The 4,499-nt window shown below is 70.0% G+C and carries 4 protein-coding genes and 1 pseudogene; all 5 read right to left on the bottom strand.

Annotated features, from left to right (window positions below):
• Positions 1-787, bottom strand: a 787-nt coding sequence (locus R6V09_RS46805) for a slipin family protein (protein ID WP_317887557.1), incomplete at its 3' end; no start/stop codon positions are given.
• A gap of 160 nt (positions 788-947) precedes the next feature.
• Positions 948-1,847 (bottom strand): S1 family peptidase, encoded by a 900-nt coding sequence (locus R6V09_RS46800; RefSeq protein ID WP_317887556.1) that lies wholly within the window; start codon positions 1,845-1,847, stop codon positions 948-950.
• 253 nt (positions 1,848-2,100) lie between these two features.
• On the bottom strand, positions 2,101-2,889 hold the full coding sequence (locus tag R6V09_RS46795) for a DUF1684 domain-containing protein (RefSeq protein WP_317887555.1): 789 nt from the start codon (positions 2,887-2,889) through the stop codon (positions 2,101-2,103).
• Positions 2,890-2,933: 44 nt separating this feature from the next.
• A complete protein-coding gene (locus tag R6V09_RS46790; RefSeq protein ID WP_317887554.1) occupies positions 2,934-4,247 on the bottom strand; it encodes an NtaA/DmoA family FMN-dependent monooxygenase in 1,314 nt (437 codons plus the stop codon).
• Positions 4,244-4,499: pseudogene (locus R6V09_RS46785) on the bottom strand (LLM class flavin-dependent oxidoreductase); the annotation flags it as partial. The pseudogene R6V09_RS46785 and the gene R6V09_RS46790, both read right to left, overlap by 4 nt.

Genomic DNA, 4,499 nt, shown 5'->3' with positions numbered 1-4,499 from the left:
CTGTCGGCGCGGCAGGCGCGGCCGGAGCCGGGGCCGCTCGCTCCAGGAAGCGCAGCAGCTCCACCGGGAAGGGCAGCACCAGCGTCGAGTTCTTCTCGGCGGCGACCGCCACCACCGTTTGCAGCAGCCGCAGTTGGAGCGCGGCGGGCTGTTCGGACATCACCCCGGCGGCCTCGGCGAGTTTCTTCGAGGCCTGCAACTCGGCGTCCGCGTTGATGATCCGGGCCCGGCGTTCGCGGTCGGCCTCGGCCTGCCGGGCCATCGACCGCTTCATCGTCTCCGGCAGGGAGACATCCTTGATCTCGACCCGGTCGATCTGCACACCCCAGCCGACAGACGGGCTGTCGATCATCAACTCCAGGCCCTGGTTGAGCTTTTCGCGGTTGGAGAGCAGGTCGTCGAGGTCGCTCTTGCCGATGATCGACCGCAGCGAGGTCTGCGCCATCTGCGAGACGGCGAACCGGTAGTCCTCGACCTGTACCAACGCGTCCGCCGCGTCGACGACCTTGAAGTAGACGACGGCGTCCACGCGCACGGTCACGTTGTCCCGGGTGATGCCCTCCTGCGCGGGCACGGGCATCGTCACGATCTGCATGTTGACCTTGCGGAGCTTGTCCACGAACGGGACGACCATCGTGAAGCCGGCCCCGCGCACTTCGGGCCGCAGCCTGCCGAGCCGGAACACCACACCCCGTTCGTACTGTTTGACGACCCGCGCAGCCGCCATCGCGTACACCACTCCGACGGACGCGAGTGTCACTCCCGCCGTCACCAGCTCCTCGACCATCACGGCCCCCCAGGGTCCGACGTGGCGCATCAGGTGCCTTCTTCGATACCACGACGGTAACTCCGGGCGACGCACAAGAGCGAGCCCCCGCACGCCAGTTGCGTACGGGGGCTCACCCGCTGCCGGCTGCAGTCCGGAGCGGAGGAGATTCAGGCGGACGTCAGCCGACGCTCACGCCGTAGTAGCTCAGCGCCTCGGTGACCGGCTGGAAGAAGGTCGTGCCGCCGGAGGTGCAGTCGCCGCTGCCGCCCGAGGTCAGACCGTAGGCCACGGTGCCCGCGTACAGGGGACCGCCGCTGTCTCCGCCCTCGGCGCAGACGGTGGTCTGGATCATCTGGTACACGATGTCGCCGCTGCCGTAGTTGACGGTGGTGTTCAGAGCGGTGACCCGGCCGCTGTGCGTGCCGGTGGTGGAGCCACGACGGTAGACGGTCGTGCCCACGGACGGGGTGGCCGCACTGGAGATGGTCTGGCTGCCGACCGCGCTCGGGTGGGCGATCGAGGTGTTGGTGTACTTGACCAGCGCGAAGTCGTTGGTCGGGAAGCTGTAGCCCACGTTCGTGCCCAGCGTCGTGGTGTGCCCCGAGTTGGAGTACCAGGTGGAGGCGACCTCACCGCAGTGGCCGGCTGTCAGGAAGTAGTACGTGCTCCCGCTGTGCACGTTGAAGCCGAGCGAGCAGCGGTACGCGCCACCGTAGATGGCGTCGCCGCCGGTGATCAGCTTCTTGAACTGACCGGTCGTGTGCTTGATGGTGAGCGCGCCGGCGGAGCTGCCCGCCTGCGACTTGATCTTCGCGATCTCGGCCTGGGAGACCGTGCTGTCGACGGTGACGACGACACGGTTCGTCTTGCTGTCGACCGCCCAGGCGGTGCCCGGGATATCAGCCTTGAGCACGGACGAGTTGGCCGCGGAGAGCTGGGTCGCGCTGAACGTCTGGGCTTCGCTCGCGTTCGCGGTGGGGACGGCGAACGCTGCAGCGGCGACGAATCCGGTGGCCACGGCGATCAGCCCGGTCCGTCTCGCGATTCCGCTGCGGGGGGTGGTGCGCTTGATCCTCACGTTTCGTTCCCTCCTAGGGGAATTCGGGGGCCCGCGTGGGGTCGGGGCCCGTGAGGCGCAGTCAGGGTCGGGCGTCCGGTTTTCGAATACGTCGTGCCCCTGACAAGCGCTGTGGGGGAGTATTCGGCCGCCCGACCGATGGGCGCAAGGGCGCCTTTCGGCCGTACGGCCTTCAACTGGCCCACGATCTACGCGAGTTGATCTCCCGAACGCAGTGGGCCGAAACCCCGCCAACCGCAGGTCAAGGCCCTGCCTACCGAAGGGTGCGCTCCCCCGCCTCGATCGCGACGCCCAGCGTATTCCCCGGCGGCGGGAAAGGGCAGATGAAATGGTCGGCGAACGCGCACGGCGGGAGCACCGCCCGGTTGAGGTCGACCGTCGTGCGCCCCTCGGCATCGGGCGCGTCCGGATACAGGAACCGGAACCGGTAACTGCTGTCCCCGCTCGTGGAGTCGGCGAACACCGCCCACAGCCTGCCGTCCGCCTGCACGGCAACCTGGAGCGTCGACTCCCGCCCGTCCAGCCGGAAGGCGAGTTCGCCCGCGAGCGCGAGCCCGCGTTCGACACCGTCCACGGCGGGGACACGTACGGTGCGTTTCGTGTCGTACGGCGTGAAGCGCCCCGGCACCGAGAAGCGCGGATCGTAGGGCGTGGCCTCGATGCCCCGGAACGCGTGGCGCGCCGCCGAGCCGGGGTCGTAATCGCGCACGCCCCAGTTGCCCTCGCGGATCACGACGACCAGGCGGCGCCCGCCGACGGCGACGCGGGCCGTGCCCACCGGGCCGGTGTCGGCGCCGAGGCGGAGCTCGCCGGTGAAGGGTGCCCCGTCGACGGTCAGTCCCGTCCGTTCGTCCGCCGGCGCGGTGAGGACGACCGCGTCACCGTCGAGGAGCCACACCCCGGGGATGCCCGGAAGGCGCCCGTCCGGATGGTCCTCCAGCCAGTGCGTGCCGGTCAGGGCGAGGGGTCCGTAGGGGGCCGACACCGTTTCCGTGCGGTGCTCGTGCCACCGTTTCCATTCGCCGGCCGCGTCCGAGGTCATGCCGTCAGCTCCATCGTCGTGCGCTCAGTCCTGTCGTCTTGCGGTCACCCCTTCCCTGCCGGGTCGGCGAGCCCGAGATGTGAGCGCAGGGTGGCGCCCCGGTATTCCGTGCGGAACGCGCCGCGTTCCTGGAGCAGCGGCACCACCCGGTCCACGAACTCGTCGAGCCCGCCCGGCGTGAGATGCGGTACGAGGATGAAGCCGTCGGCGGCGTCCTGCCGTACGAACGTCTCCAGTTCGGCGGCGACCGCCTCCGGGGTGCCGATGAAGGACTGCCGGCCGCTCGCCTCGATCACGGTCTGCCGGATGGACAGTCCCTTCTGCCGTGACAGCGCCCGCCACTTCTCGGCCGTCGCGACGCTGTCGCCCCGCCGGGTCCGCCCCTGGGTGAGCGCCGGGTCCGGCACCGGGTCGAAGTCGGGGAACGGGCCGTCGGGGTCGTAGGAGGAGAGGTCCGTGCCCCAGATCTGCTCCACGGCGAGGATCGCGTTCTGCGGGGAGACCTGCTGACGCCGGATCTCGGCGGCCCGCTCCTGCGCCTCGGCCGCCGTGTCGCCGAGGACGACGGTGACACCGGGCATGATCCTGAGGTCGTCCGCGCTACGGCCGTACTTCGCGAGGCGTCCCTTCACATCGGCGTAGAAGGCGCGGCCGTCCTCCAGCGTGCCGTGCCTCGTGAAGATGACGTCGGCCGACCGGGCCGCGAACTCCCGCCCCTCCCCCGAGTCCCCGGCCTGGATGACGACCGGGTGGCCCTGCGGTGAGCGCGGCACGGTGAACTCGCCCGCGATGTCGAAGTGTTGACCTCGGTGGGCGAAGGGGCGAGAGATCCCGTCGGGGGTCCAGGAGTCCCACAACTCCCTTGCCACGGCGACGAATTCGGCCGCCCGCGTGTAGCGGTCCGCGCGGTCGAGGTATCCCCCGCGCCGGAAGTTCTCGCCGGTGAAGGCGTCCGAGGAGGTCACCACGTTCCAGGCGGCCCGGCCACCGCTGAGGTGGTCCAACGTGGCGAGTCTGCGGGCGAGTTCGTAGGGCTCGTTGAAGGTGGCGTTGACCGTGGCGGCCAGCCCGATCCGTTCAGTGACGGCGGCGAGCGCGTTCAGGACCGTGAGGGACTCCGGCCGGCCCACCACGTCCAAGTCGTGGATACGGCCCTTGTGTTCGCGCAGCCGCAGCCCCTCGGCGAGGAAGAAGAAGTCGAAGAGTCCGCGTTCGGCGGTGCGGGCGAGGTGCTCGAAGGACGAGAAGGCGATCTGGGACTTCGACCGCGGATCGGCCCACACGGTGGTGCTGTTGACGCCGGGGAAGTGCGCGGCCAGATGGATCTCTCTACGAGAAGTGCGCGAGCGTACGGTCATGACGCTCCCCCGGTCACGGCGTACTGGTTGGCGGGCCGGGCCAGGCCCAGGTGCTCGCGGAGCGTGCTGCCCGGGTAGAACGTGCGGAACAGGCCCCGGTGTTGGAGCAGCGCGACCGTGCCGTTGACCAGCCGTTCCAGGTCGCGGCGGGGTTCGACGGGCGTGAGGTGGAAGCCGTCGACGGTACGGTCGCCGTGCCAGGCCGCGATCAGTTCGGCGAGGTCGACCGGACCGCCCCGGTACAGCGGGCCG

Origin of the sequence: Streptomyces sp. W16 (genome assembly GCF_033194735.1) — a bacterium.
In the GTDB taxonomy this organism is placed as follows: Bacteria; Actinomycetota; Actinomycetes; order Streptomycetales; family Streptomycetaceae; genus Streptomyces.
Note: the sequence above shows the minus strand (reverse complement) of the source record. Positions and strands in the feature narration are given on the sequence as shown.

Bases quoted from the DNA above. Each gene is read 5' to 3' on its own strand.
- R6V09_RS46795 (WP_317887555.1), bottom strand. From the start codon at position 2,889: ATGACCTCGGACGCGGCCGGCGAATGGAAACGGTGGCACGAGCACCGC.
- R6V09_RS46790 (WP_317887554.1), bottom strand. From the start codon at position 4,247: ATGACCGTACGCTCGCGCACTTCTCGTAGAGAGATCCATCTGGCCGCG.